This is a genomic window from Citrobacter sp. Cpo065 (genome assembly GCF_030332805.1).
GTDB lineage: Bacteria > Pseudomonadota > Gammaproteobacteria > Enterobacterales > Enterobacteriaceae > Citrobacter > Citrobacter portucalensis.
This window is the reverse complement of sequence record NZ_JAOWHC010000029.1, coordinates 109,008-134,481: the sequence shown is the minus strand read 5'-3', so window position 1 is coordinate 134,481 and position 25,474 is coordinate 109,008. Positions and strand designations below refer to the sequence as shown.

Genomic DNA, 25,474 nt, shown 5'->3' with positions numbered 1-25,474 from the left:
TCGTTATTTTGTCAGGAAAAGCCATGAAACGTGCCGTTGTTGTATTCAGTGGAGGTCAGGACTCCACGACTTGTCTGGCGCAAGCGCTGCATCAGTATGATGAAGTGCACTGCGTGACCTTTGATTATGGTCAGCGCCATCGCGCTGAGATTGATGTCGCACGTGACCTGGCCTTAAAACTTGGCGCGCGCGCGCACAAAGTGCTTGATGTCACATTGCTCAGTGAACTGGCTGTCAGCAGCCTGACCCGCGATAACATTCCGGTACCCGATTACGAACCGGATGCGAACGGCATTCCCAATACCTTTGTGCCTGGACGCAATATTCTGTTCTTAACGCTGGCAGCAATTTACGCATACCAGGTGCAGGCAGAGGCGGTCATTACCGGCGTTTGTGAGACCGACTTCTCCGGCTATCCGGACTGTCGCGATGAGTTCGTTAAAGCCCTGAACCATGCTGTAAGCCTGGGGATGGCGAAAGATATTCGCTTTGAAACCCCACTAATGTGGATCGATAAAGCCGAAACCTGGGCACTGGCCGATTATTGGGGCAAGCTGGACCTGGTACGCGAAGAAACGCTGACCTGCTATAACGGCATCAAAGGTGACGGTTGCGGTCACTGTGCGGCGTGTAATCTGCGTGCCAACGGCCTGAACCATTATCTGGCGGATAAACCAGCAGTGATGGCGGCAATGAAGCAGAAAACCGGGTTAAAGTGATTGTATTGCCGGATGGCGCTTTGCTTATCCGGCCCACATGCAGTTGCAGCAACTCTTGTAGGCCGGATAAGACGCTTGAGCGTCGCCTTCCGGCAGTCGCAGCCACTACTGCACCATCTGCTCCAGTTTTTCGCGCAACTCCCCTTCCAGCGGCAACGCTTTTTGCGTTTTCAAATCAATACAGACGAACGTAATCAGCGCGTCTGCCACCACCTGCCCTTCCGGCTCCAGGGTAATGGTCTGGTTTAACACGCCACTTTTGCCATTTAACTGTTGAACCTGACTGGTGATAGTCAGCAGGTCGCTCAGCACCGCAGGTCGTCGGTAGTTGATATTAATATTCACAACCACAAAAGCGATGTTGTGTGCGGTCATCCACTGAAAGCTGTCGCTGTTTTCCAGACCATCCCAGCGGGCCTCTTCCAGAAACTCCAGATAGCGGGCATTGTTAACGTGCTGATAGACATCAAGATGAAAACCACGAACTTTGATTTGTGTTTGCATAGCGCAGGAGCCTTACGTTGTTTTTATAGGAACAGATTTTTGGGTAAAGAGGTCATAACTGGTATGACCTCTACAGTCTGGCAAACTTTCAGCGCTCTGCAAGTTATTAAAGTGTTAAAACTGCCAGGTTACGCTCAACCAGTGAACTGCCCATGCCCGGCACCTGCTTTAAATCGTCCACCGTTTTAAACGGCCCGTACTCCTCACGATAGCTCACAATCGCCTGCGCTTTCTTTAGACCCACGCCATTCATGACACGCGCTAAATCCTCCGCAGAAGCGTTGTTGATGCTTACCCTGGTGCCCTCATCGTCGCTTGCTTTAGCGGGCAGTGTGGCTTTGCTTTGTGCCGCCCCTGGGTTTTCCGCTTTGGTTTGAGTCGCCTGGCTTTTGGCGACAGGCTCAGCCGCCAATGCGGTTTGGGCCATACCAGCGCAGGTCAATGAAAGAGTGATAAGCAGAGCTTTGATTCCATGTTTCATACTGTTTTCTCCTTGTTTGTTAACAGTGGAATCACGATAGCGAGGTGCAGAACGGCAGACAAACGGCAAATATCAGAAATGGAAAAGGCCGCGAAAGCGGCCTTTGGTAGATACAACTTTTTGCAATTTTTTGCGAACTGCCTCGGTTATTGCTGCTGTTCCAGCGCATCACCGATTTTAATTTTTGCGGCTTTACGCAGGTTGCTCATCAGCGCTTCGAAGACAATCTGCGCGTTGTTCTGAGTGATCCCCTGAACCATCGCTTTCTTCTGCGCTTCAGGCATAGAACCGGCTTTCACCTCGTCCAACGCCAACAGAACAACATTACCCTGCATGTCGTTCGCGACGCCGTAGCTCGGTTTGTCTTTCGCCGGCAGGCTCAGACCAAAGGCAGCCTGGCTTAGCGGATCCTGACCCGTACGGCTCAGCGTTTTCGCCTCGCCAAAGCTCAGACCCGCCGCTTTCATCGCTTCATCGCCTTTACCGGCTTTCAGATCCGCCAGCAGTTTATCGGCATCAAGCTTCGCCTGCTGCTCTGCTTTATTGTGCTTAACGAGCGCAGTTACCTGCTCTTTCACTTCAGCCAGTGGCTTCACGGCTTCGGCTTTGTGCTCTGCAATACGCAGCACGAACGCACGATCGCCGTCCACGGTGATGATATCGGAGTTACTGCCAGGCGTACCGTTCTCACCAACCAGACCACCATTGAAAATGATGTCAGCGACTGGTTTGAAATTCAGTTCTTCCGGCAGGCTGTCACGGCTAAACCAGCCCGTTTCAACCGCTTTCATACCCGCAGCCTGCTCTGCACCCGCCAGAGATTCGTTATCATTGCTGGCCGCGTCGCTGACTTTCTGCTGCAGCGCATAGTACGCATCCAGCGCTTTTTCCTGCTTCACTTTTGCCGCAATCTCGTCACGGGCTTCGCTCAGCGGTTTAACTTGCGCAGGCTGTACGTCGTCAAGACGCGCAACGAGGAAACCAACGGAAGACTTAATTACGCCAGACAGTTGGCCTTTTTCTTTCAGACCAGCATTTTTCAGCTCATCCGGGGTGGTGGAATCTTCCAGCCATCCCATATCGCCGCCTTTACGGGCAGAGATGATATCGGCAGATTTTTCTTTCGCCAGCGCAGCAAAATCACCGCCTTTGTTCAGCTCGTCCAGTACCGCTTTGGCTTCATCTTCCGTTTTGGTCTGAATGATGCTGTAGCGGTTACGCTGCGGCTGAGTGAACTGATCCTGATGCTGGTCATAGTAAGACTGAATATCAGCATCGCTGGCCGTCTCCTGCATTGCAGCAGCGTCCAGCTTGATGTAGCTCACGCGGAACTGTTCCGGCGTCATAAAGTTGTTTTTATTCTGCTCGTAGTAGCTGGCAACTTCCTGCTCGGTAACAGACTGCTTCGCGGCCAGTGCGTTAACGTCAATCGTCGCCTCGCGCACGATACGCTGCTGTGCGACCAGCGCCGCCAGTTCGTCCGTTTCGCCTTTCAACATGAAGTCCGTACCGGCAACACCGTTAATCAGCTGCTGTGTCGTAAGCTGATTACGTAATGCCTGAGCGTACTGGTCTGCAGTCATTCCCATTTGATTGACAATCGCGTTGTAGCGGTTGTTATCAAACTTGCCGTCCACCTGGAACGCAGGCGTGGCGAAAATGGCCTGTTTAACCTGATCGTCGCTGATGTTGAGCTTAAGCTCGCGGGAATACTGATCCAGCAGTGCTTCGTCAACAAGACGATTCAGCACCTGCTGACGCAGCGTTTTCATATAACCTTCGTTCGCGGCCAGCTCGGAGTATTGATCGCCCAGCTGTTGCTGCATGCGGTTACGTTCGCTGTTGAACGCATTCTCGAACTGCCCGCGGCTGATCTCCTGGCCATTCACTTTGGCGGCGAAGTTATTGCCTCCGCCAATCAGGTAACCACTCACGCCGGTCAAAATGAACGACACGATAATGATACCGAAAATAATCTTGAGCACGAGACTGTTAGCAGCCGTGCGTAAGCTGTCCATCATGGTGTAACCACACTCCGCTGTAGATGACTATACGCGTTATCCTCTCTGCTGCCCCCGCGTTGATGACAACAACGGCAACAAGGATTTTGAGTATATATGCTTCACGCAGCATAGCGTTTCCTGAACGCTGCGCACAAAGGTCTATTGTGACAAGAAACAGGGGCAATTGTCAGCCCACAACGCGTAGAAAGTACCGGAATTACAAATAAAAAAGGCACATCAGTCGATGCGCCCTTGTACTTCGTCACATCCCCAAAGGGGAAATCACTTAGTTTACCGCGTCTTTCAGTGCTTTACCTGCACGGAAGCCCGGTACTTTAGCCGCGGCGATGGTGATCTCTTTACCTGTTTGCGGGTTGCGACCAGTACGGGCAGCACGCTCTTTAACGGCAAAAGTACCAAAACCTACCAGCGCTACGTCATCACCTTCTTTCAGAGATTCGGTAACAGAAGCAATAATTGCATCTAACGCACGTCCAGCCGCAGCTTTAGAGATATCAGCCCCTGCAGCAATTTTGTCGATCAGTTGAGATTTATTCACTCTTCTCTTCCTCTTTATAATTTATATCGCACCTGAATCCTTCAAAGTGCGACCGCGCAGCAGTTATATCAGGCCTGCCATGCCCTTACAACACCCGTTAATGATGGCAAGCCCAATCCGTTATCTAAATTAGCTATACAAAAAAAGGCTGGCAAGCCCGAAATGGCCTGCCAGCCCTGTTTTTATTAATGCTCTTTGCGCGAGGTCACTATTTTGCCGTCACAACCTGCATTCCAGAGGGTTCATTTTGCAACGCAAGAGTCAGAACTTCCTCAATACGTTTCACCGGGTGAATATTAAGATCGGCAATTACGTTGTCCGGAATCTCTTCCAGGTCACGTTTGTTCTCATCGGGAATTAAGACCGTCTTAATGCCGCCACGGTGTGCCGCCAGCAGTTTTTCTTTCAAACCACCGATAGGCAGAACCTGACCACGCAGGGTGATCTCACCCGTCATCGCCACGTCGGCGCGAACTGGGTTACCGGTAAGACAAGAAACCAGCGCAGTACACATAGCAATACCCGCACTTGGACCGTCTTTCGGCGTAGCCCCTTCAGGTACGTGAACGTGGATGTCGCGTTTTTCGTAAAAGTCCGGGTTAATACCCAGTTTTTCCGCACGCGCGCGCACCACGGTCAGCGCAGCCTGAATCGACTCCTGCATGACTTCACCCAGAGAACCGGTGTAGGTCAACTTACCTTTACCCGGTACGCAGGCGGTTTCGATAGTCAGCAGATCGCCGCCAACTTCCGTCCACGCCAGCCCCGTCACCTGACCAACGCGGTTTTCGTTGTCCGCGCGGCCATAGTCAAAGCGCTGTACACCCAGATAATCGTGCAGGTTGTCGCCATTGATCTCAATATGTTTCAGCGATTTATCCAGCAGCAGCTGTTTCACCGCTTTACGGCACAGTTTAGAGATTTCACGTTCCAGACTACGTACGCCTGCTTCACGGGTGTAGTAACGAATAATGCCCACAATGGCGCTATCGTCGACCGTCAGCTCACCTTTTTTCAGCGCATTACGCTCAATCTGTTTCGGCAACAGGTGACGTTTGGCAATGTTCAGCTTTTCGTCTTCGGTATAACCGGACAGACGGATCACTTCCATACGATCCAGCAACGGTGCCGGAATATTCATGGAGTTAGAGGTCGCAACAAACATCACGTCGCTGAGATCGTAGTCCACTTCCAGGTAGTGATCGCTGAACGCCACGTTCTGCTCTGGATCCAGCACCTCAAGCAGTGCGGAAGCCGGATCGCCACGCATGTCGGAAGACATTTTGTCGATCTCATCAAGCAGGAACAGCGGGTTTTTAACGCCCACTTTGGCCATTTTCTGGATCAGTTTACCCGGCATAGAACCGATATAGGTCCGGCGGTGACCACGAATTTCGGCTTCATCACGCACGCCGCCCAGCGCCATACGGATGTATTTACGCCCAGTTGCCTTCGCGATGGACTGCCCCAGAGAGGTTTTACCTACCCCCGGCGGTCCAACCAGACACAGGATCGGCCCCTTGATTTTATTTACACGGCTTTGAACCGCGAGGTACTCAAGGATACGGTCTTTGACGCGCTCCAGACCATAATGGTCGGTATCGAGGATTTCCTGCGCCTGGCGTAGGTCTTTTTTGACCTTGCTACGCGCATTCCACGGCACCTGTACCATCCAGTCGATGTAGCCACGCACCACAGTCGCTTCCGCCGACATAGGAGACATCATTTTCAGCTTCTGCAGTTCTGCTTCCGCTTTCTCTTTTGCCTCTTTCGGCATTTTCGCCGCGTCGATTTTACGCTTCAACGCTTCGTTTTCGTCCGGTGCATCGTCCATCTCACCGAGTTCTTTCTGAATAGCTTTCATCTGCTCGTTCAGATAGTACTCGCGCTGAGATTTTTCCATCTGCTTTTTCACACGGTTGCGAATGCGTTTCTCAACCTGCAGCAGATCGATTTCAGATTCCATCATCGCCATCAGATATTCTAGACGTTCGTTAACGTCGGACATCTCCAGCACGGACTGCTTGTCAGCCAGCTTCAGCGGCATGTGTGCAGCGATGGTATCCGCCAGACGTGCAGGATCGTCAATGCTGTTCAGCGACGTCAGCACTTCTGGTGGGATTTTCTTGTTCAGCTTGATATAGCCTTCGAACTGGCTGATAGCGGTACGCACCAGCACTTCCTGTTCGCGCTCATCAATAGCAGGCGAGTCAAGGTACTCTGCTTTCGCAGAGAAATGCTCGCCGTTGTCAGACAGCGCAGAAATACGCGCACGCTGTAACCCCTCGACCAGCACTTTTACGGTGCCGTCAGGCAGTTTCAGCATCTGCAAAATAGAGGCCACGGTCCCGACGGTGAAAAGATCGTTTACACCCGGCTCATCCGTTGACGCTTCTTTCTGTGCGACCAGCATGATTTTTTTATCATGGTCCATAGCCGCTTCCAGACAACGGATAGATTTTTCCCGCCCTACAAATAAGGGTATGACCATGTGCGGATAAACCACCACATCGCGCAACGGCAATACGGGGATTTCAATGCGTTCAGAACGCTCAGGATTCATAGAGCTCTCTCTTAGTTTAGTTTCCGCCAGGTAATCAGGTGGTACGACTGTGCTTCACACCACCTTTAACATGTATGTCAGTATATGGGGATGTTTCCCACACATTCAACGCCATGTTTACGGAAAAATAAAAGGGGAGATAAAATCCCCCCTTTTTAATTAAATGTCTGTATGAATTGATGAATTATTCGCCAGATGCCTGCTGCGCTTCCGGCTTACCGTAAATCAGCAATGGCTTGCTCTGACCGCCAATCACCGACTCATCGATCACCACTTTTTCGACGTCTTCCATAGAAGGCAGATCGTACATGGTGTCGAGCAGCGCGGCTTCGACGATAGAACGCAGACCACGAGCACCGGTTTTACGCGCCATCGCTTTCTTAGCGATCGCATCCAGCGCTTCCTCACGGAATTCCAGATCGACACCTTCAAGATTGAACAGCGCCTGGTACTGCTTGGTCAGGGCGTTTTTCGGCTCTTTGAGGATCTGGATCAACGCTTCTTCGCTCAGCTCGCTCAGTGTTGCCACAACCGGCAGACGACCGATGAACTCAGGGATCAGACCAAATTTGATCAGATCTTCCGGTTCGACCTGCGACAGCAGTTCACCTTCGCTGGCTTTATCAGACTGTGCTTTTACCGTTGCGCCAAAACCAATGCCGGAGCCGGTTTCAACACGGTTAGCAATCACTTTATCCAGACCGGCAAATGCACCACCGCAGATAAACAGGATCTTGGAGGTATCAACCTGCAGGAATTCCTGCTGAGGATGTTTACGACCACCCTGTGGCGGAACGGCAGCAACCGTCCCTTCGATCAGTTTCAACAGCGCCTGCTGTACGCCTTCGCCGGAAACGTCACGGGTAATAGATGGGTTATCAGACTTACGAGAAATCTTGTCGATCTCATCGATATAGACGATCCCACGCTGTGCTTTCTGCACGTCGTAATCGCACTTCTGCAACAGTTTCTGAATAATATTTTCAACATCTTCACCCACATAACCGGCTTCGGTCAGCGTGGTGGCATCAGCCATGGTGAACGGAACGTCCAGCAGGCGCGCCAGCGTTTCAGCCAGCAGCGTTTTACCGGAACCCGTCGGGCCAATCAGCAGGATGTTACTTTTGCCCAACTCGACGCCATTGCTGGTGTCGCCATTGCGCAGACGTTTGTAATGGTTGTATACCGCGACCGCCAGCACTTTCTTCGCCTGCTCCTGACCGATAACGTAATCGTCCAGGTGGTTGCGAATTTCATGTGGCGTCGGCAGCGCACTGCGTTCACGGTGCGGTGCTACTTCCTTAATCTCTTCGCGAATGATGTCGTTGCATAAATCAACACATTCGTCGCAGATATACACGGATGGACCGGCAATCAGCTTACGCACTTCATGCTGGCTTTTGCCGCAAAAAGAGCAGTACAACAATTTGCCCGAGCCATCTTTGCGTTTATCTGTCATGGGTCAAAACCTCTTCTTTGTTCTTTGTGCCGCACACGACGACGCAAATGCCATTCTCAGGCGCAAGACGCTAGTCAGCGTTGTGCCGCTCCAGGTAATTATAGCGGCACACCTGCGCACTGGGCATTAATTACGATGGGTCAAAATCGAGTCAACCAGACCGTACTCTACCGCTTCAGAAGCGGAGAGGAAGCGATCGCGCTCGGTATCACGTTCAATCTGCTCAAGAGATTGACCCGTATGATGCGCCATAAGTTCGTTCATGCGCCCTTTTACCTTCAGGATTTCACGGGCATGAATTTCAATATCCGTTGCCTGGCCCTGGTAACCGCCCAGAGGCTGGTGGATCATGACGCGAGAGTTAGGCAGGCAAAAACGTTTGCCTTTCGCCCCGGCGGTCAGCAGGAACGCGCCCATTGAGGCCGCCTGGCCCATACAAATGGTGCTGACGTCCGGCTTAATAAACTGCATGGTGTCATAGATAGACATCCCGGCAGTGATCACTCCACCAGGGGAGTTGATGTACAGGTAGATATCTTTTTCTGGGTTTTCTGCTTCCAGGAACAGCATCTGCGCCACGATCAGGTTAGCCATATGGTCTTCGACCTGGCCGGTCAGAAAAATGACGCGTTCCTTAAGTAGACGAGAATAGATATCAAAAGAGCGCTCACCACGTGAGGTCTGTTCAATGACCATCGGCACCAGCGCCATATGGGGTGCAAAGTTATCTCGTTCGCCGCTGTATGACATTTCCGTCTCCTGGATAAAATTTGAAAAAACCTGCTGTGCTGATTGTAACCTTATGGACGGATTATCAGCTAGTCCCTCAGTAATGGGTACGACATCGCCATAATTCAAGCATAACAATCTTTTGTTGTAACGCTAACACTGAAACGCTGTTTTCGCACTCTTCCCATGCAAAATGCGTGACAAAAAAAAACCCGCCACCAAAAGGTGACGGGCTTGCGTACGAAATTCGAGCTAAAAAAGCGACGAATTACGCCTGCTGGTTCATCAGTTCGTTGAAGGAAGTGGCTTTTTCAGTCACTTTCGCTTTCGCCAGAACGGCTTCAACAGCCTGCTCTTCCAGAGCGACGTTACGCATGTTGTCCATCAGCTCTTTGTTTTTGCTGTAGAACTCAACAACTTCTTTCGGATCTTCGTAAGCAGAAGCCATCTCTTCGATCAGGCCTTTAACGCGATCTTCGTCAGCTTTCAGTTCGTTGGTACGAATCACTTCGCCCAGCAGCAGACCAACAACTACGCGACGCTTAGCCTGTTCTTCGAACAGTTCACGCGGCAGTTCCAGAGCTTGTTTCTCGTTGCCGCCGAAACGTTGTGCAGCCTGACGACGCAGAACGTCGATTTCGCTGTCGATCAGAGCAGCCGGAACGTCGATGTCGTTAGCTTTTACCAGACCTTCGATCGCCTGAGACTTAACGCGGTTACGCACAGCGCCTTTCAGCTCGCGTTCCATGTTTTTACGGACTTCAGCGCGCAGACCTGCTACGGAACCATCTTCAACGCCGAAACGTTTGATGAATTCTTCAGTCAGTTCTGGCAGTTCGCGTTCTTCAACTTTCTTCAGGTTGATAACGAACTTCGCAGCTTTACCTTTCAGGTTTTCAGCGTGGTACTCTTCCGGGAAGGTCACGTCGATAGTGAACTCTTCGCCAGCTTTGTGGCCTTTAACGCCTTCTTCAAAGCCCGGGATCATACGACCCTGGCCCATCGCCAGTACGAAGTCAGACGCTTTGCCGCCTTCGAACTCTTCGCCGTCTACAGAACCGGTGAAGTCGATGGTTACACGGTCTTCTGCATCAGCAGCGCCGTCTTTGTCTTTCCAGGTAGCCTGCTGCTTGCGCAGGGTGTCCAGCATTACGTCAACGTCAGCGTCGGTAACTTCAACAACCGGTTTTTCAACTTCGATTGCTTCCAGGCCAGTCAGCTCAACTTCCGGGTAAACTTCAAACTCTACCGCGTAAGTAAAATCTTCACCCAGTTTGTATTCGCCCGGAACGTAGTTCGGTGCGCCAGCCGGATTGATTTTTTCTTTGATGATCGCGTCAACGAAGTTGCGGCTCATCAGGTCACCCAGAACGTCCTGGCGAACAGACGCGCCATAACGCTGAGCAACAACATTCATCGGTACTTTTCCTTTGCGGAAACCGTCAATACGCACTTTCTTCGCTACGTTGACCAGCTCGCTTTTCACAGCGGTCTCGATGCTGTCAGCAGCGATAGTAATCGTTACACGGCGGCCAAGGCCTTGAGTGGTTTCAACTGAAACTTGCATCTTGTTACCTCAAAAAATCACAGTGCTCGGTCAACTCTTCTCCGCAAGCACAGGTTGTTGGCTTCGCGGAACTGGGATGTTCTCATAAGCAATCACATTCCCTGTCGTCAGAATCATCCCGAAGACATTCCGAAAAATAAGACGCGCATTATAGCGGCATCACTTTTATGAGTCGAGAACGGTTATCGCGCGTTGCTGCGGCTTTTTTCACAATTCCCGGCTAATTTTTGTCTGAATACTGTACGACTGCCCCAGAATTCAGACAAAACAAAACGGCCCGCAGGCCGTTTTCACATAATCTGTAGCAACATACTGGAAAAGCGTCGGTTGTTGCAAATCCGTTTTTACGCGATGCTTCCCGCTCCACGACACGGAGGCGATGCAAAAATCGTATCCTGCAACGCTTCCCACTCCTTAATAGTGTAGGTATGCAGGGCAAGCGCATGAACGGTTGTGGAAAGCTCCGCCGTTAACGTGCTGTAAATCATCCGATGACGATTAAGAAAACGTTCACCTGTAAAGCGATCGCTAACCAGTACAACCTTAAAGTGGCTTTCAGAACCAGCCGGGACATTGTGACGATAGCTTTCATCCACAACTTCGAGGAACACGGGTTCGAACGCTGCCCTTAATTTTTCTTCTATTTGCTCACGAATCATCATGAAATTTTTCCTCCGACAACGCTGAGATGTCACCCATCCCTTTAAATACTAGCCGCTTTTACCGTTTTCATTACACCTTAGCAACAAAAAATTAGCGCTTGTCTGATTTTCTCATTCAAACGGATGAAGTTCACTGATTCCTCACTCCAATTTATTGCAAAAAGTCCGTTTATAGTCTCCACAAAGTCATAAAACGGACAACACAATGAATTTACATGCGTTACCCACTTCCCCTCATCGTTGGCGATGTTATGATGGCGGGAATTTTCTCTAACCATACAATTTAGATTCGCTGAGAGCCCTGGCATGTTTAAAAAAATCCTCGTCCCGTTTGTCGCACTGTTTATGTTAGCTGGATGCGCAACGCCGCCGACTACTATTGAAGTCTCCCCGAAAATTACCCTGCCGCAGCAGGACCCGAGCCTGATGGGTGTGACCGTTAGCATCAACGGTGCCGACCAGCGCCAGGATCAAGCGCTGGCAAAAGTCACCCGTGACAACCAGCTGGTAACCCTGACCGCGTCCCGCGATCTGCGTTTCCTGCTACAAGAAGTGCTGGAAAAACAGATGACCGCACGTGGTTATATGATTGGACCAAACGGTGCAGTCAACCTGCAAATCATTGTTAACCAGCTGTATGCTGACGTGTCTCAGGGTAGCGTGCGCTATAACATCGCAACCAAAGCAGACATCGCCATCATCGCGACCGCCGCTAATGGCAACAAGATGACCAAAAACTACCGCGCAAGCTATTCTGTTGAAGGTGCCCTGCAGGCCTCTAACAAAAATATCGCTAACGCCGTTAACAGCGTACTGACCGACACCATCGCTGATATGTCTCAGGACACCAGCGTTCACGATTTCATCAAGCAGAACGCTCGTTAATTTCTGCCCATATGGCCCGGCGTTCGTCGGGCCTATAGAAGCCCATGTCCAGTCAATACTTACGTATTTTTCAGCAACCACGTTCAGCTATCCTGCTCATTCTGGGGTTCGCCTCCGGTTTACCGCTCGCACTCACCTCCGGTACGCTTCAGGCGTGGATGACAGTCGAGAATATCGATCTTAAAACCATCGGTTTCTTTTCCCTGGTCGGTCAGGCCTATGTATTTAAATTTCTCTGGTCCCCGTTGATGGACCGTTACACGCCACCGTTTTTAGGTCGACGTCGCGGCTGGCTGCTGGCGACCCAGGTGCTGTTGTTAATTTCTATCGCCGCGATGGGCTTTCTGGAGCCTGGCACACAGTTACGCTGGATGGCCGCACTCGCAGTAGTGATCGCTTTTTGCTCGGCATCGCAGGATATCGTCTTTGATGCCTGGAAAACCGACGTATTGCCCGCAGAAGAGCGCGGCACCGGCGCGGCTATTAGCGTGCTGGGCTATCGACTAGGGATGCTGGTTTCAGGCGGATTGGCCTTGTGGATGGCCGATCGCTGGCTGGGCTGGCAAGGGATGTACTGGCTGATGGCTGCGCTGTTGATTCCCTGTATCATCGCCACCCTGTTAGCACCTGAACCGACTGACACCATTCCAGTGCCTAAAACGCTGGAACAGGCAGTTGCGGCTCCGCTGCGAGACTTCTTTGGTCGTAACAACGCATGGCTGATCCTGCTGCTTATTGTGCTGTATAAGCTCGGGGATGCTTTCGCCATGAGCCTGACCACCACCTTTTTAATCCGCGGCGTTGGGTTTGATGCGGGTGAAGTTGGCGTGGTGAATAAGACGCTGGGGCTACTGGCGACCATTGTTGGCGCGCTGTACGGTGGGATCCTGATGCAGCGCCTTTCTCTGTTCCGCGCATTGCTTATTTTCGGCATCCTGCAAGGGGCGTCGAATGCGGGCTACTGGCTACTGTCCATTACTGACAAACACATGTTCAGCATGGCGGCGGCCGTCTTCTTTGAAAACCTGTGCGGCGGAATGGGCACGGCGGCATTTGTCGCTTTATTAATGACGCTGTGCAATAAGTCCTTCTCAGCGACCCAGTTCGCCCTGCTCTCCGCGCTTTCAGCCGTTGGTCGCGTTTACGTTGGCCCGGTAGCGGGTTGGTTTGTCGAAGCACACGGCTGGCCGACGTTTTATCTGTTCTCCGTATTTGCCGCGATCCCCGGCCTGATACTGCTGCTGGTATGTCGCCAGACCCTGGAACATAGCTGGCAAAATGAAAGCTTTATTCCGCGTACGGAATTTCGTGGAGCATACAGTCTGGCATTAATGACGTTGGTAGTGGGCTGCTGCCTGCTGCTGGTTTGGCTGCTGCTGTTAACCATGAACGCGATGGATTACACCAACTTCTCCTTCCTGCCGGAACTGCTTGAAGTCTCAGTGGTAGTCGCGGTCTGCGGGGTCGTTTTTGGTGGATTGCTGGATTATCTGGCACTGCGAAAAACGCGTCAGGCGTAAAAAAACCGCATTAATATCGCCGTTGTAATCACCCTGCGTAATTATAACGGCGAAATAAGCAACAACTGCTAAAAATAATATTTGTTATTTTGTGCGCCAAAGAATTTGGAAATTATTGACGCCTTTTATATATACTATTTCCCTTACTCGATTCAGCCACGAAAGATTTATTTTTTGTTCCTCAATTGTCCGTTTATTGATAATCAATTGTTAATCAATTGTTTTATTTTCGTATTGGTTATACCAATTGCCCTCAGTACGCCCCCCACCTGCCCGCTTTCGTTATAACGTGATGTTGCAACAGGTTCTTAAAGCCAAAGCGACATATATTGCAACATATGTGACATGCACGGCAGAACCCAGTAACACAGATCTAGAGATGTTTACAGTAATGTAACCTTCCCGTAAAATGCCCTCACACTTTAAACGCCACCCGGTCCCGTGGAATTGAGGTCGTTAAATGAGACTCAGGAAATACAATAAAAGTTTGGGATGGTTGTCATTAATTGCAGGCACTGCATTACTCAGTGGCTGTAATTCTGCGCTGCTTGACCCTAAAGGACAGATTGGACTGGAACAACGGTCATTGATACTGACGGCATTTGGCCTGATGTTGATTGTCGTTATTCCCGCCATCTTGATGGCTGTTGGTTTTGCCTGGAAGTATCGTGCAAGCAATAAAGATGCGAAGTACAGCCCGAACTGGTCACACTCCAATAAAGTGGAAGCTGTGGTCTGGACGGTGCCGATCTTAATCATCATTTTCCTTGCCGTTCTGACCTGGAAAACCACTCACGCTCTTGAGCCAAGCAAACCGCTGGCGCATGACGAGAAGCCCATTACCATCGAAGTGGTTTCCATGGACTGGAAATGGTTCTTCATCTATCCGGAACAGGGTATCGCTACCGTGAATGAAATCGCCTTCCCGGCGAATACTCCGGTTGAATTCAAAGTGACTTCCAACTCCGTGATGAACTCCTTCTTTATCCCGCGTCTGGGTAGCCAGATTTATGCCATGGCCGGTATGCAGACTCGACTGCATCTGATCGCCAACGAAGTCGGTACTTATGATGGTATCTCCGCAAGTTATAGCGGACCAGGCTTCTCCGGTATGAAGTTCAAGGCTATCGCAACAAAGGACCGCGCCGAATTCGACCAATGGGTTGCTAAAGCTAAACAGTCCACGAACACCATGAGCGACATGGCAGCGTTCGAGAAAGTGGCTGCGCCAAGCGAATACAACCAGGTGGAATACTTCTCCAACGTGAAACCGGATTTGTTTAAAGATGTTATTAACAAATTTATGGCTCACGGTAAGAGCATGGACATGACCCAACCCGAAGGTGAGCACAGCGCACACGAAGGCATGGAAGGCATGGACATGAGCCACGCGGAATCCGCTCACTAAGGGGCCGAGGAAGAATACGATGTTCGGAAAATTGACGCTGGATGCAGTTCCGTTCCATGAACCTATTGTCATGGTTACGATTGCTGCCATTATCATCGGTGGTGCGGCCTTACTGGGCCTTATCACTTACTTCGGTAAGTGGACCTACCTGTGGAAAGAGTGGCTGACTTCTGTTGACCACAAACGCCTTGGCATCATGTATGTCATCGTCGCAATCGTCATGTTGATTCGTGGCTTTGCCGACGCCATCATGATGCGTAGTCAGCAAGCGCTGGCTTCTGCAGGTGAAGCAGGCTTCCTGCCTCCTCACCACTACGACCAGATCTTCACGGCTCACGGCGTGATTATGATCTTCTTCGTGGCAATGCCATTTGTTATCGGTCTGATGAACCTGGTGGTTCCGCTGCAGATCGGCGCACGTGACGTTGCATTCCCGTTCCTGAACAACCTGAGCTTCTGGTTCACCGTTGTCGGCGTAATCCTGGTTAACCTTTCTCTGGGCGTGGGTGAATTCGCGCAGACCGGTTGGCTGGCGTATCCGCCACTTTCGGGAATAGAGTACAGTCCAAGCGTCGGGGTCGATTATTGGATATGGGCAGTCCAGTTGTCCGGTATTGGTACAACCCTAACCGGTATCAACTTCTTTGTGACCATCATTAAGATGCGTGCACCAGGAATGACCATGTTCAAGATGCCGGTGTTTAGCTGGGCATCTCTGTGTGCAAACATCCTGATTATCGCTTCTTTCCCAATCCTGACGGTTACCGTCGCGTTGCTGACCCTGGATCGCTATCTGGGCACCCATTTCTTTACCAACGATATGGGCGGCAACATGATGATGTACATCAACCTGATTTGGGCCTGGGGCCATCCGGAAGTGTACATTCTGGTTCTGCCAGTCTTCGGTGTGTTCTCCGAAATCGCGGCAACCTTCTCACGTAAACGTCTGTTTGGTTACACCTCGCTGGTGTGGGCAACCGTGTGTATCACCGTTCTGTCGTTCGTTGTTTGGCTGCACCACTTCTTCACCATGGGTGCAGGCGCTAACGTAAACGCCTTCTTCGGTATCACCACCATGATTATCGCCATCCCGACCGGGGTGAAGATCTTCAACTGGCTGTTCACCATGTATCAGGGCCGTATCGTATTCCACTCAGCAATGCTGTGGACGATTGGCTTTATCGTCACCTTCTCAGTCGGCGGCATGACCGGTGTACTGCTGGCGGTGCCGGGTGCGGACTTCGTTCTGCACAACAGTCTGTTCCTGATTGCGCACTTCCATAACGTTATCATCGGCGGCGTCGTATTTGGATGTTTCGCTGGTATGACCTACTGGTGGCCAAAAGCGTTTGGCTTCACGCTGAACGAAACCTGGGGTAAACGCGCATTCTGGTTCTGGATCATCGGCTTCTTCGTAGCATTTATGCCACTGTACGTGCTGGGCTTCATGGGTATGACCCGTCGCCTCAGCCAGCAGATTGATCCACAGTTCCATCCGATGCTGGTCGTTGCCGCCTGCGGCGCCGCGCTGATTGCACTGGGTATCCTGTGCCAGCTGATTCAGATCTTCGTTTCTATTCGCGACCGCGAGCAGAATCGTGACCTGACCGGTGACCCATGGGGTGGTCGTACGCTGGAGTGGGCAACCTCTTCCCCGCCTCCGTTCTATAACTTTGCCGTTGTGCCGCACGTTCACGAGCGTGATGCCTTCTGGGAAATGAAAGAAAAAGGTGAAGCGTACAAGCAGCCTGCGCACTATGAAGAAATTCATATGCCGAAGAACAGCGGTGCCGGTATCGTCATTACCGCCTTCGCAACACTGTTTGGTTTCGCCATGATCTGGCATATCTGGTGGCTGGCGATTGCAAGCTTCGCAGGCATGATCATCAGCTGGATTGTGAAAAGCTTTGATGAAGACGTGGATTACTACGTGCCGGTCCCGGAAGTCGAAAAACTGGAAAACCAGCATTTCGATGAGATTACTAAGGCAGGGCTGAAAAATGGCAACTGATACTTTAACGCACGCGACTGCCCACGCGCACGAACACGGGCACCACGATGCAGGCCAGACCAAGATCTTCGGATTCTGGGTCTACCTGATGAGCGACTGCATTCTGTTCTCTATTCTGTTTGCAACCTATGCCGTTCTGGTGAACGGCACCGCAGGTGGCCCGACAGGTAAGGACATTTTTGAACTGCCGTTCGTTCTGGTTGAAACATTCCTGCTGTTATTCAGCTCCATTACTTACGGCATGGCAGCGATTGCCATGTACAAGAACAACAAGAGCCAGGTTATCTCCTGGCTGGCGTTGACCTTCTTGTTCGGTGCCGGATTCATCGGGATGGAACTCTATGAATTCCATCACCTGATTGTTAACGGTATGGGCCCGGATCGCAGCGGCTTCCTGTCTGCGTTCTTCGCGCTGGTCGGTACTCACGGTCTGCACGTCACCTCCGGTCTTATCTGGATGGCGGTGCTGATGGTGCAAGTTGCTCGTCGCGGCCTGACCAGTACTAACCGTACCCGCATCATGTGCCTGAGCCTGTTCTGGCACTTCCTGGATGTGGTGTGGATCTGTGTGTTCACTGTTGTTTATCTGATGGGGGCGATGTAATGAGTCATTCTAACGAGAGCGGCGGCGCATCCCATGGCAGCGTAAAAACCTACATGACAGGTTTTATCCTGTCGATCATCCTGACGGTCATTCCGTTTTGGATGGTGATGACAGGTTCTGCCTCACCGGCCGTCATTCTGGGAACTATTCTGGCAATGGCAGTGGTACAGATTCTGGTGCACCTGGTGTGCTTCCTGCACATGAATAGCAAATCTGATGAAGGTTGGAACATGACGGCCTTTGTCTTTACTGTGCTAATCATCGCCATCCTGGTTGTGGGCTCCATCTGGATTATGTGGAACCTTAACTACAACATGATGATGCACTAAGAGCGGCGATTATGATGTTTAAGCAATACCTGCAAGTAACGAAACCAGGCATCATCTTTGGCAACCTGATCTCGGTGATTGGGGGATTCCTGCTGGCCTCGAAAGGCAGCATTGATTATCCCCTGTTTATCTACACGCTGGTTGGGGTGTCACTGGTTGTGGCGTCGGGTTGTGTATTTAACAACTACATCGACAGGGATATCGACAGGAAGATGGAGAGGACCAAAAACCGCGTGCTGGTTAAAGGTCTGATTTCCCCTGCGGTCTCGCTGGTATACGCCACCCTGCTGGGTATTGCTGGCTTTATGCTACTGTGGTTTGGCGCGAACCCTCTGGCCTGCTGGCTGGGGGTAATGGGCTTCGTGGTCTATGTGGGCGTTTATAGCCTGTACATGAAGCGTCATTCCGTTTATGGCACGCTGATTGGCTCACTCTCCGGCGCTGCGCCGCCGGTGATTGGCTACTGTGCCGTAACCGGTGAGTTCGATAGCGGTGCGTTGATTCTGCTGGCTATTTTCAGCCTGTGGCAGATGCCGCACTCTTACGCGATTGCGATTTTCCGCTTCAAGGATTATCAGGCTGCCAACATCCCGGTACTGCCGGTGGTGAAAGGTATTTCGGTCGCGAAGAACCATATCACGCTGTACATCGTGGCGTTTGCTATCGCCACGCTGATGCTAACCCTGGGCGGCTATGCAGGTTATAAATACCTGATTGTTGCCGCGGCGGTGAGCGTCTGGTGGTTGGGCATGGCGCTGCGCGGTTATAAAGTGGAAGATGACAGAGTCTGGGCGCGCAAGCTGTTCGGTTTCTCCATCATTGCCATTACCGCGCTTTCCGTGATGATGTCCGTCGACTTTATGGTGCCAAACTCGCAGAACCTGCTGACTTACGTCTGGTAAGTTAATCGTCACACCTTCTATGCCGGATGGCGGCTGACGCCTTATCCGGCCTACAAAAAAGCACATAGCTTGTAGGCCGGATAAGTTACGTTCAGATCGCTATCCGGCATTTTCGTCTCCAGCCGACGCCCCTCACAACCCCAACATTTGTTAATAAAGCGCATATTTACCCAGCCTGCTTAGCGCTTTACACTAGGCGCGAAATTAATACAGAGGTGGGAATGAACGATTACAAAATGACGCCCGGTGAGTTGCGCGCCACCTGGGGTTTAGGGACCGTATTCTCGTTGCGCATGCTTGGCATGTTTATGGTCCTGCCGGTTCTGACCACGTACGGTATGGCGCTACAGGGTGCCAGCGAAGCGCTGATAGGCCTTGCCATCGGCATATATGGTCTGGCGCAAGCCGTTTTCCAAATCCCCTTTGGCCTGCTCTCTGACCGCATTGGTCGTAAGCCACTTATCGTCGGCGGGCTGGCGGTATTCGTTCTCGGCAGCATAATTGCTGCTCTCTCCGATTCAATCTGGGGCATTATTCTTGGTCGGGCTTTACAAGGCTCTGGCGCGATTGCTGCTGCCGTAATGGCGCTGCTTTCCGACTTAACCCGTGAGCAAAACCGTACCAAAGCGATGGCGTTTATCGGCGTCAGCTTTGGTATCACCTTCGCCATTGCGATGGTGCTGGGACCAATCGTTACCCATGCGCTGGGGCTACACGCGCTGTTCTGGATGATTGCAGCCCTTGCTACCACGGGTATCGTGCTGACCATTTGGGTCGTTCCCAATAGCACTACCCACGTGCTGAACCGCGAGTCGGGCATGGTAAAAGGCAGCTTCAGCAAAGTGCTGGCAGAGCCCAAACTGCTGAAGCTCAACTTTGGCATCATGTGTCTGCACATATTGCTGATGTCCACCTTCGTCGCTTTACCAGGCCAACTGGCGAAAGCAGGCTTCCCTGCAGCAGAGCACTGGAAAATTTATCTGGTGACGATGCTGCTGTCCTTTGTTTCCGTGGTGCCGTTCATCATTTACGCCGAAGTGAAGCGCAAGATGAAACGCGTGTTCCTCGCCTGCGTGTTACTGATTCTTATTGCAGAGATTGTATTGTGGAGCGCTAACGTGCGTTTCTGGGGGTTGATTGCGGGCGTGCAGATATTCTTCCTCGCGTTCAACCTGATGGAAGCCCTCCTCCCCTCGCTTATCAGTAAAGAGTCTCCGGCTGGCTATAAAGGCACGGCAATGGGCGTTTACTCCACCAGCCAGTTTCTTGGCGTGGCGATTGGCGGTTCGCTCGGCGGTTGGGTGGTTGAAATGTTTGATGGTCAGGCCGTATTCCTGGCCGGTGCGCTTCTGGCGGCAGTGTGGTTATTGGTGGCGAGTACAATGAAAGAGCCGCCGTACGTCAGCAGCCTGCGGGTGGAAATCCCACCTGAAATTGCTGCGGATGACACCCTGAAGCAGCGCCTGCTGGCTAAAGAAGGGATAAGCGAAGTGTTAATTGTCGCGAAAGAACATTCGGCCTACGTGAAAATCGACAGCAAAGTCACCAATCGATTTGAGGTTGAGCAGGCCATCAGCCAGGCGTAAAGATGAGATTTGTCAGATGGCGGCTTACGCCATCTGACATAACGACTTAATCGCGGAAGTTCTTGAACTGGAACGGTTGACCGAGGTCGCCGCCGCGAACCAGCGCCATAACGGATTGCAGGTCGTCACGCGCCTTGCCGGTTACACGGATTTCTTCGCCCTGAATCTGCGCCTGCACCTTCAGTTTGCTGTCTTTGATCAGCTTAACGATTTTCTTTTGCACTGCGCTTTCAATGCCTTGTTTCAGCTTAGCTTCAACAAACCAGGTTTTACCGCTGTGCACGAAGGTTTCTGGTACGTCCAGCGACGTGCCTTCAATACCGCGTTTGAGCAGCTTGGCACGCAGAATATCCAGCAACTGATTGACCTGAAAATCAGATTCGCTCAGCACCTTAATCGTCTTATTTGACTCATTCAGCTCAAAAGTCGCTTCAACGCCACGAAAATCAAAGCGTGACTCCACTTCGCGGCTGGCGTTATCTACCGCGTTACGGGCTTCCTGAAGATCAACTTCAGAGACAATATCGAAAGATGGCATCTTTTCCTCTCCCTTCATTTTTGATGCGAAGCATAATACCTGCAAAGTTACCCAACAGACAGCGCTATACTAGGCTGTATCCTTTAATTGTACGTGGTACTGATACCTGCGAACAATAATGGGGTACGGCCGATATGGATTAACACCTGGTGCTGTTGCAGGTGAGGAGGAAGAATGAAAATTACCGTACTGGGATGTGGAGCGCTAGGACAGCTTTGGCTTACCGCGCTATGCAAACATGGACATGAGGTGCAAGGGTGGCTACGCGTACCGCAACCCTATTGCAGCGTAAACCTGATCGACACGGATGGGTCAGTTTTTAATGAATCCCTGACGGCAAACGACCCCGACTTTTTGGCAAAAAGCGACCTGCTACTGGTCACCCTGAAAGCCTGGCAGGTTTCTGATGCGGTAAAAAGCCTGGCCGCAATTCTGCCTGAAACTACTCCCATTCTGCTGATTCACAACGGCATGGGGACAATTGAAGAGCTGCATAACATTAAGCAACCTCTGCTGATAGGTACCACCACCCACGCAGCACGCCGTGACGGCAACGTTATCATTCATGTCGCTCAGGGAACAACGCGCATTGGTCCTGCGCGTGAACAAGACGGTGATTTCAGTTATCTGGCTGAAGTCCTGCAAGAGGTGCTACCGGACGTCGCCTGGCACGACACTATTCGCGCTGAGCTGTGGCGAAAGCTGGCCGTCAACTGCGTCATTAACCCGCTGACCGCATTATGGGATTGCCCAAACGGCGAGTTACGACATCATCCTGAAAAAATAGCACTCATCTGCGAGGAAGTGGCCGCGGTCATTGAACGCGAAGGCCACCATACATCTGTGGACGATTTACGCTATTATGTCGAGCAAGTGATTGACAGTACGGCGGAAAATATCTCATCAATGCTGCAAGACATTCGTGCCCTGCGCCATACTGAGATCGACTACATTACCGGTTATTTGTTAAAACGCGCCCGCGCGCACGGCATCGCCGTCCCGGAAAACGCCCAACTGTTTGAAATGGTAAAGAGAAAGGAAAGTGAGTATGAGCGCTCAAGCACTGGTATGTCTCGCCCCTGGTAGTGAAGAGACCGAAGCGGTCACCACTATCGATCTGCTGGTGCGCGGCGGAATTAAGGTCACGACCGCTAGCGTCGCCAACGATGGCGACCTGACGATCGTGTGCTCACGCGGAGTGAAGCTGCTGGCGGATGCGCCATTAGTCGAAGTTGCTGACGGCGATTTCGACATTATCGTGCTGCCGGGCGGTATTAAAGGCGCCGAGTGTTTTCGCGACAGCCCGCTGCTTATCGAAACCGTGAAACAGTTTCATCGTTCCGGGCGCATTGTCGCGGCAATTTGCGCCGCGGCCGCCACCGTACTCGTCCCACACGATATTTTCCCCATCGGTAACATGACCGGTTTTCCGGCGCTGAAAGACCAAATTCCCGCTGACCAGTGGCAGGACAAGCGCGTCGTATGGGATCCGCGCGTCAATCTGTTAACCAGTCAGGGACCGGGAACCTCAATCGATTTCGGTTTAAAAATCATTGATCTGCTGGTGAGTCGCGAAAAAGCTCACGAGGTGGCGTCACAACTGGTTATGGCCGCGGGAATCTATAACTACTACGAGTAAATCTTCGAGCCACTCCCTTATAAGGAATCATAATGAAAGGATATCTGAGTGGAGTGGCTTTACTGCTCCTTTCCGGTTATGCCACAGCGACGCAACTCGAAATAAAGAGTATTGAATATCGCTATCCCGGAAGCACTGAAATGCAGTATCGCGTGCCATGGTTTTCCTCGACGGATAACCCCAACGTTGCAAAACGCATTAACGATTATATTTTCGCAAGCTTTATCAATCAGCTACCGGGTAATACTCCACAGGCCACAGTAAATCAGTTTGCGAAATCAGCCATGAATCCCACCGCAAACCTTGACTACACGGTTGAGTATCGCGACGCAAAAATCCTGACGCTCAACATGTTTATTGAAGGTTGCGGGGCGTATTGCGAGTCGTACAATGTGCCGATCAGCTTCGATTTAGCCAGCGGTGCGGCAATTACCCTTAACGATCTCTTTTCCCGGGCTACAATCGCCGAATTAAACACCCGCATCAGAAAAGATATCCGCGGCCAAATCGATACCTTTGTTACGGCGCATAATTCGCAAACACCAGAACAAATAAAAGAAGATAAAGGTGAAGATTTTAACTATGCCGAATTCTACGCATCGTGCGCAACCTACACCGATGGTTTGTACTACATCGACAAATTCTCCCTGCAAAAAGACCACCTGGCTTTCCTGAACGGACGCTGTAGCAACCACGCCAGCCGTGCGCTCGACGATTTGGGTGATTTCACAACGAAAATCCCAACCGCGGAACTGCAAAATCAGCTCACACCGTACGGCCAATATCTGACTACCGCAAAGAGTACAACACCAGTTTCGCCAGCGCCCGGCATTGACGGCAAAGTCATGTACGGCACACTGGGAAAAAGCATGCGTATTGTGTTGAAGGTGGACTGCAAATACGGTGATTTTTTTGAAGGGGCTTACTTTTACCAAAAATTTGGCGCACCGATTGAATTGACCGGCAAATGCGACATAGCCGACAATCAACATTATGAACTGAAGACATCTGCGGCTGAACAAGCGCAAGAGAAGATAACGCTGGAATTAAAAAACGGTGTCTATCAGGGGGTCTGGGAGTCGAACGGGAAGACGCTTCCCGTTCGTTTTGAATAATATCGTTATATTGCCGGATGGAGGCGTAACCGCCTTATCCGGCCTACAACACGGTGTTTACTCAATTACGGGCGATACACCTTCACATTTTCAAAGCCCTGCTCGCGCAGATAAAGCGCCTGCAGACGGCTCATCACCCCGCGTTCACACCACAGCAGCCAGGTTTTACTCTGGTCCAGATCGCCGAATTTAGTGCTCAGCTTGTAGAATGGCAGAGAAACGACGTCCACACCTTCAACCTTCAGCGGTTTATCATCCTGTTCATCCACAGAACGGATATCAAGGATTACGTCATTCGGACCGAAACCGCTCACGGTTTCCACTTCTACCACGGTCTGCTGCGTCTGCTGGGCGATATCGCGAATATCGATATTGTTCGCTTCTTCAACCACTTTATCGAGGATAGAGAAATCGAAGTTTTCTTCTTCGGCCTCAATCTTCGCTTTGATCGCTTTCACCGTCGGGCTTTTTGAAATTACACCGCAGTATTCCGGCATGGTACGGGCAAAGTCCTCGGTACCAATTTCACGCGCCAGATTGATGATGTGCTCTTTATCATGGGAGATAAGCGGGCGCAGGATCAGGGTGTCAGAAACGTTATCGATCAGACGCAGGTTGGTCAGCGTCTGGCTGGACACCTGGCCCAGTGCTTCACCGGTTACCAGCGCCTGTACGCCGTAGCGCTCAGCGACTTTCGACGCCGCGCGAACCATCATACGTTTGAGAACCACGCCCATCTGGCCGTCGTCGACTTTCTCCAGTATCTCGCCCACCACCGGCTCAAAGTTGATCGCGACAAAACGCACGCGATGCGAGCTACCGAAGCGGTTCCACAGATAATGCGCCACCTGGCGAACGCCGATTTCATGCGCTGCGCCGCCAAGGTTAAAGAAGCAATAGTGTACACGGCAGCCGCGACGCATCAGCATATAACTGGACACACCGGAGTCGAAACCGCCGGAAATCAGCGACAGTACGTCTTCCTGCGTACCAATCGGGAAACCGCCAATACCTTCATAGCGGCCTTTAACCAGCAGCAGACGGTCGTTTTCGATTTCAAGATTTACCGTAACATCCGGCTTCGTCAGCTTCACGCGTGCAGATTCAATATGTTGGTTCAGTCCACCGCCAACATAACGTTCCACCTCAATGGAGCTAAACTCATGCTTCCCGCGACGCTTCACGCGAACACAGAAGGTTTTACCTTCCAGTTGATCGCGATACTGCACCAGTGCCTTCTCGAAAATATCGTGCATATCGGTAAACGGCACGTCTTCTACTTCGAGAATGTGGTGGATACCCGGAATACGGGTCAGCGCGTCGCGAATATCCAGGCGCTGGCTTTCATCTTTAGCGCGAACCTCAACGTGATCCCAGTGACGGACAACGGCAAGGTCTTCATCATAGTGCTTTAAAACGTTACGAATGTTCCCTGTCAGAATTTTTATAAAGCGCAAACGCACAGATTGGCTTTTGATGGTGATTTCTGGGAACAATTTAATGATAAACTTCATGGCGGCAATGGTTCTTAGGCAAGTCTGAATGACTTGTAATGGAAAAAAACACAGCAGCCCATACCCGCGACTGCATCCAGGCGCGCAAGTATATCACCATCACGCGGCTACTGTGCACATTGCGCGTTATTTGCTTATCAGTGCGAGTCCGTTACCATAGTCTTGTGCTGCCAATAC

Annotated in this window: 23 protein-coding genes; 12 read left to right on the top strand and 11 right to left on the bottom strand. The window is 51.3% G+C overall.

Annotated features, from left to right (window positions below; all coding sequences use genetic code 11):
- Window positions 1–23 precede the first annotated feature (23 nt).
- A complete protein-coding gene (gene queC / locus OGY68_RS06665) occupies window positions 24–719 on the top strand; it encodes a 7-cyano-7-deazaguanine synthase QueC (protein ID WP_003021638.1) in 696 nt (231 codons plus the stop codon).
- A 105-nt stretch (window positions 720–824) separates the two neighbouring features.
- On the opposite strand, the gene fadM is transcribed toward queC, so the two are convergent.
- The 9 genes from fadM to bolA form a co-directional block, all read right to left on the bottom strand.
- The gene (gene fadM, locus OGY68_RS06660) at window positions 825–1,223 is read right to left on the bottom strand and encodes a long-chain acyl-CoA thioesterase FadM (RefSeq protein ID WP_003021636.1); all 399 of its coding nucleotides are present in this window, start codon (window positions 1,221–1,223) and stop codon (window positions 825–827) included.
- A 106-nt stretch (window positions 1,224–1,329) separates the two neighbouring features.
- On the bottom strand, window positions 1,330–1,704 hold the full coding sequence (locus OGY68_RS06655; protein ID WP_048235972.1) for a helix-hairpin-helix domain-containing protein: 375 nt from the start codon (window positions 1,702–1,704) through the stop codon (window positions 1,330–1,332).
- Between the two features lie 146 nt (window positions 1,705–1,850).
- Complete coding sequence (ppiD, locus tag OGY68_RS06650) at window positions 1,851–3,725, bottom strand: peptidylprolyl isomerase (protein ID WP_003831016.1); 1,875 nt, start codon at window positions 3,723–3,725, stop codon at window positions 1,851–1,853.
- A 268-nt stretch (window positions 3,726–3,993) separates the two neighbouring features.
- Window positions 3,994–4,284 (bottom strand): nucleoid-associated protein HU-beta, encoded by a 291-nt coding sequence (hupB, locus tag OGY68_RS06645; RefSeq protein WP_219352570.1) that lies wholly within the window; start codon window positions 4,282–4,284, stop codon window positions 3,994–3,996.
- A gap of 190 nt (window positions 4,285–4,474) precedes the next feature.
- Window positions 4,475–6,829: an endopeptidase La gene (gene lon, locus OGY68_RS06640; RefSeq protein WP_003831014.1), complete on the bottom strand. Its 2,355-nt coding sequence runs from the start codon at window positions 6,827–6,829 to the stop codon at window positions 4,475–4,477.
- 184 nt (window positions 6,830–7,013) lie between these two features.
- Window positions 7,014–8,288: an ATP-dependent protease ATP-binding subunit ClpX gene (clpX, locus tag OGY68_RS06635; RefSeq protein ID WP_003831013.1), complete on the bottom strand. Its 1,275-nt coding sequence runs from the start codon at window positions 8,286–8,288 to the stop codon at window positions 7,014–7,016.
- A gap of 126 nt (window positions 8,289–8,414) precedes the next feature.
- The gene (gene clpP, locus OGY68_RS06630) at window positions 8,415–9,038 is read right to left on the bottom strand and encodes an ATP-dependent Clp endopeptidase proteolytic subunit ClpP (protein WP_003021624.1); all 624 of its coding nucleotides are present in this window, start codon (window positions 9,036–9,038) and stop codon (window positions 8,415–8,417) included.
- A gap of 247 nt (window positions 9,039–9,285) precedes the next feature.
- On the bottom strand, window positions 9,286–10,584 hold the full coding sequence (gene tig, locus OGY68_RS06625; RefSeq protein ID WP_003021622.1) for a trigger factor: 1,299 nt from the start codon (window positions 10,582–10,584) through the stop codon (window positions 9,286–9,288).
- A 344-nt stretch (window positions 10,585–10,928) separates the two neighbouring features.
- A complete protein-coding gene (bolA, locus tag OGY68_RS06620) occupies window positions 10,929–11,246 on the bottom strand; it encodes a transcriptional regulator BolA (RefSeq protein ID WP_003021619.1) in 318 nt (105 codons plus the stop codon).
- Between the two features lie 306 nt (window positions 11,247–11,552).
- Between bolA and OGY68_RS06615 the strand changes: the two genes are divergently transcribed.
- The 8 genes from OGY68_RS06615 (at window position 11,553) to OGY68_RS06580 (ending at window position 20,491) form a co-directional block, all read left to right on the top strand.
- On the top strand, window positions 11,553–12,131 hold the full coding sequence (locus tag OGY68_RS06615; protein WP_032941838.1) for a lipoprotein: 579 nt from the start codon (window positions 11,553–11,555) through the stop codon (window positions 12,129–12,131).
- A 44-nt stretch (window positions 12,132–12,175) separates the two neighbouring features.
- Window positions 12,176–13,651 (top strand): muropeptide MFS transporter AmpG, encoded by a 1,476-nt coding sequence (gene ampG / locus OGY68_RS06610; protein ID WP_057067572.1) that lies wholly within the window; start codon window positions 12,176–12,178, stop codon window positions 13,649–13,651.
- Window positions 13,652–14,111: 460 nt separating this feature from the next.
- Window positions 14,112–15,059: a cytochrome o ubiquinol oxidase subunit II gene (gene cyoA, locus OGY68_RS06605; RefSeq protein WP_032942534.1), complete on the top strand. Its 948-nt coding sequence runs from the start codon at window positions 14,112–14,114 to the stop codon at window positions 15,057–15,059.
- Window positions 15,060–15,078: 19 nt separating this feature from the next.
- A complete protein-coding gene (gene cyoB, locus OGY68_RS06600; protein WP_003831008.1) occupies window positions 15,079–17,070 on the top strand; it encodes a cytochrome o ubiquinol oxidase subunit I in 1,992 nt (663 codons plus the stop codon).
- On the top strand, window positions 17,060–17,674 hold the full coding sequence (locus OGY68_RS06595; RefSeq protein WP_003831007.1) for a cytochrome o ubiquinol oxidase subunit III: 615 nt from the start codon (window positions 17,060–17,062) through the stop codon (window positions 17,672–17,674). Before cyoB ends, OGY68_RS06595 begins: the two co-directional genes overlap by 11 nt.
- Window positions 17,674–18,003: a cytochrome o ubiquinol oxidase subunit IV gene (locus OGY68_RS06590; RefSeq protein ID WP_003831006.1), complete on the top strand. Its 330-nt coding sequence runs from the start codon at window positions 17,674–17,676 to the stop codon at window positions 18,001–18,003. Before OGY68_RS06595 ends, OGY68_RS06590 begins: the two co-directional genes overlap by 1 nt.
- An 11-nt stretch (window positions 18,004–18,014) precedes the next feature.
- Window positions 18,015–18,905: a heme o synthase gene (cyoE, locus tag OGY68_RS06585; RefSeq protein WP_003831005.1), complete on the top strand. Its 891-nt coding sequence runs from the start codon at window positions 18,015–18,017 to the stop codon at window positions 18,903–18,905.
- A 221-nt stretch (window positions 18,906–19,126) separates the two neighbouring features.
- Entirely contained in the window at window positions 19,127–20,491 is a 1,365-nt protein-coding gene (locus OGY68_RS06580) for an MFS transporter (protein ID WP_057067573.1), read from the top strand.
- Window positions 20,492–20,537: 46 nt separating this feature from the next.
- Here OGY68_RS06580 and OGY68_RS06575 read toward each other — a convergent pair whose 3' ends face one another.
- On the bottom strand, window positions 20,538–21,029 hold the full coding sequence (locus OGY68_RS06575; RefSeq protein ID WP_003831002.1) for a YajQ family cyclic di-GMP-binding protein: 492 nt from the start codon (window positions 21,027–21,029) through the stop codon (window positions 20,538–20,540).
- A 174-nt stretch (window positions 21,030–21,203) separates the two neighbouring features.
- Between OGY68_RS06575 and panE the strand changes: the two genes are divergently transcribed.
- Genes panE through OGY68_RS06560 form a run of 3 tightly spaced genes read left to right on the top strand, consistent with a single transcriptional unit; the run spans window position 21,204 to window position 23,783 of the window.
- Entirely contained in the window at window positions 21,204–22,115 is a 912-nt protein-coding gene (gene panE / locus OGY68_RS06570; RefSeq protein ID WP_057067574.1) for a 2-dehydropantoate 2-reductase, read from the top strand.
- Window positions 22,078–22,668: a protein deglycase YajL gene (yajL, locus tag OGY68_RS06565; protein ID WP_057067575.1), complete on the top strand. Its 591-nt coding sequence runs from the start codon at window positions 22,078–22,080 to the stop codon at window positions 22,666–22,668. The genes panE and yajL overlap by 38 nt, the downstream gene beginning before the upstream one ends.
- 32 nt (window positions 22,669–22,700) lie before the next feature.
- Entirely contained in the window at window positions 22,701–23,783 is a 1,083-nt protein-coding gene (locus tag OGY68_RS06560; RefSeq protein ID WP_057067576.1) for a hypothetical protein, read from the top strand.
- A gap of 65 nt (window positions 23,784–23,848) precedes the next feature.
- On the opposite strand, the gene thiI is transcribed toward OGY68_RS06560, so the two are convergent.
- Window positions 23,849–25,297 (bottom strand): tRNA uracil 4-sulfurtransferase ThiI, encoded by a 1,449-nt coding sequence (thiI, locus tag OGY68_RS06555; protein ID WP_008783933.1) that lies wholly within the window; start codon window positions 25,295–25,297, stop codon window positions 23,849–23,851.
- Window positions 25,298–25,474: the final 177 nt, after the last annotated feature.

Excerpts from the sequence above, each read along its gene's own strand:
- fadM (WP_003021636.1), bottom strand. The coding sequence starts at position 1,223 with ATGCAAACACAAATCAAAGTTCGTGGTTTTCATCTTGATGTCTATCAG.
- panE (WP_057067574.1), top strand. The coding sequence starts at position 21,204 with ATGAAAATTACCGTACTGGGATGTGGAGCGCTAGGACAGCTTTGGCTT.
- OGY68_RS06590 (WP_003831006.1), top strand. The coding sequence starts at position 17,674 with ATGAGTCATTCTAACGAGAGCGGCGGCGCATCCCATGGCAGCGTAAAA.
- thiI (WP_008783933.1), bottom strand. The coding sequence starts at position 25,297 with ATGAAGTTTATCATTAAATTGTTCCCAGAAATCACCATCAAAAGCCAA.
- OGY68_RS06595 (WP_003831007.1), top strand. The coding sequence starts at position 17,060 with ATGGCAACTGATACTTTAACGCACGCGACTGCCCACGCGCACGAACAC.
- OGY68_RS06580 (WP_057067573.1), top strand. The coding sequence starts at position 19,127 with ATGAACGATTACAAAATGACGCCCGGTGAGTTGCGCGCCACCTGGGGT.
- yajL (WP_057067575.1), top strand. The coding sequence starts at position 22,078 with ATGAGCGCTCAAGCACTGGTATGTCTCGCCCCTGGTAGTGAAGAGACC.
- bolA (WP_003021619.1), bottom strand. The coding sequence starts at position 11,246 with ATGATGATTCGTGAGCAAATAGAAGAAAAATTAAGGGCAGCGTTCGAA.
- OGY68_RS06615 (WP_032941838.1), top strand. The coding sequence starts at position 11,553 with ATGTTTAAAAAAATCCTCGTCCCGTTTGTCGCACTGTTTATGTTAGCT.
- queC (WP_003021638.1), top strand. The coding sequence starts at position 24 with ATGAAACGTGCCGTTGTTGTATTCAGTGGAGGTCAGGACTCCACGACT.
- OGY68_RS06560 (WP_057067576.1), top strand. The coding sequence starts at position 22,701 with ATGAAAGGATATCTGAGTGGAGTGGCTTTACTGCTCCTTTCCGGTTAT.
- clpX (WP_003831013.1), bottom strand. The coding sequence starts at position 8,288 with ATGACAGATAAACGCAAAGATGGCTCGGGCAAATTGTTGTACTGCTCT.
- tig (WP_003021622.1), bottom strand. The coding sequence starts at position 10,584 with ATGCAAGTTTCAGTTGAAACCACTCAAGGCCTTGGCCGCCGTGTAACG.
- ppiD (WP_003831016.1), bottom strand. The coding sequence starts at position 3,725 with ATGATGGACAGCTTACGCACGGCTGCTAACAGTCTCGTGCTCAAGATT.
- OGY68_RS06655 (WP_048235972.1), bottom strand. The coding sequence starts at position 1,704 with ATGAAACATGGAATCAAAGCTCTGCTTATCACTCTTTCATTGACCTGC.
- cyoE (WP_003831005.1), top strand. The coding sequence starts at position 18,015 with ATGATGTTTAAGCAATACCTGCAAGTAACGAAACCAGGCATCATCTTT.
- OGY68_RS06575 (WP_003831002.1), bottom strand. The coding sequence starts at position 21,029 with ATGCCATCTTTCGATATTGTCTCTGAAGTTGATCTTCAGGAAGCCCGT.
- lon (WP_003831014.1), bottom strand. The coding sequence starts at position 6,829 with ATGAATCCTGAGCGTTCTGAACGCATTGAAATCCCCGTATTGCCGTTG.
- cyoA (WP_032942534.1), top strand. The coding sequence starts at position 14,112 with ATGAGACTCAGGAAATACAATAAAAGTTTGGGATGGTTGTCATTAATT.
- clpP (WP_003021624.1), bottom strand. The coding sequence starts at position 9,038 with ATGTCATACAGCGGCGAACGAGATAACTTTGCACCCCATATGGCGCTG.
- cyoB (WP_003831008.1), top strand. The coding sequence starts at position 15,079 with ATGTTCGGAAAATTGACGCTGGATGCAGTTCCGTTCCATGAACCTATT.
- ampG (WP_057067572.1), top strand. The coding sequence starts at position 12,176 with ATGTCCAGTCAATACTTACGTATTTTTCAGCAACCACGTTCAGCTATC.